The organism is Mesorhizobium australafricanum (assembly GCF_033977265.1).
In the GTDB taxonomy this organism is placed as follows: domain Bacteria; phylum Pseudomonadota; class Alphaproteobacteria; order Rhizobiales; family Rhizobiaceae; genus Mesorhizobium; species Mesorhizobium australafricanum.
This window is the reverse complement of the sequence record NZ_JAVIIT010000059.1, coordinates 1-1,159: the sequence shown is the minus strand read 5'-3', so window position 1 is coordinate 1,159 and position 1,159 is coordinate 1. Positions and strand designations below refer to the sequence as shown.

Here is a 1,159-nt window from a genome sequence, read left to right as displayed (position 1 = left end):
GGCAGGGCTATCGCATATGAGTTATCGCCTGGATGAGATAGGCGTCATTCCAGGCGCATTTTTTGATGCGGTGGCTGATTGGAACTTTGTCGGCATCTGCGGCCTGAAGGATATTTCTGGCGATTCGATTGAGCAGAGCGGTGTTGGCCGGAGCATTGTCCTTGCGGGCACGGCTCAGATCCTCGTCCAGGTGAACGTCGAGCATCCAATGCAGCCCATTCTCGATCTGCCAATGAGCCCTTGTGAGGTCGAGCGCCTGCTGCGACGACAGCACTGTCGAGGCCATGAACAGGCGCGTTAGCGGTTCATCCTGATCGCGTCGGTAGGTGATACGGATGAAGGCTTTATGGCCTGACATCAGCGGTTCGGCTGCAGCCACGACCTCGGCCTGGCGCCACTCGTCACGACCATGGCTGGTTTCAGCCCGCTCCGCCAAATCGGGGGTGATCTCGGCCAGTTGTTGCTCGGCACGAGCAACCCAATGACGGCGGTTTCCCTTGAGCGCGAGCAGGTAGTTGCCGCCACCGTCGGTGATGGCTTTTGCCATGCGCTTGTGACAGTGAAGTGCGTCGGCTGTAACCATTCTGCCCGTAAGATCAATGAGTTCGACGACCTTAAGGGCAGCCTCGACCTCATTCTCACCCGCGCCGGGCGACACTGCTGCCAGACACAGCCGTGTCTCGGCGGCAAAGGCCGACACCGTCAGCGGCGGACTGGCCGCAAGACCTTTCTCATAGGCCCGTCGCAGTGCCTTGCCGTCGAGCGCGACAACCTCCTCGCAGGCGCGCGCGAAGCCTGCGGCAAAGGCGGCGAAGGCGCGCCCGAACGCCTCAGGGTCAAGCAACCGCAGCAACCGCGAAAAGGTGTCGTGACTGGGCGCCACCTCGTAATCGATCAACCGCGAGAGTGCTTGCCTGCGCTCTTGTGCGAACAGCGAGAACTCCGTCGCATTGCTTGCCCCACACAGGCTTGCGGCGATCATCATCACGATAAGGTCGCCAAGCCGATGCGTGGCGTTGCCAGCGCGCGGATCGGGCAGCGCGCCGAAATAGCTCTCTAGGCTCGAAATGGCAGTCTCTCCTCAGTTCGACTGCCTGCCCAAAGAATCTCTTCCTAGCCCAACTTCAAGTCCCAAAAAGCCATATGCGATTCCCCTGCC

At 60.6% G+C, this 1,159-nt stretch carries 1 protein-coding gene; it reads right to left on the bottom strand.

Features of this window, described 5'->3' with window-relative positions; translation table 11 throughout:
- Positions 1-7: 7 nt before the first annotated feature.
- The gene (locus tag RFM98_RS31155; protein WP_320312291.1) at positions 8-1,039 is read right to left on the bottom strand and encodes an ISAs1 family transposase; all 1,032 of its coding nucleotides are present in this window, start codon (positions 1,037-1,039) and stop codon (positions 8-10) included.
- Positions 1,040-1,159 lie beyond the last annotated feature (120 nt).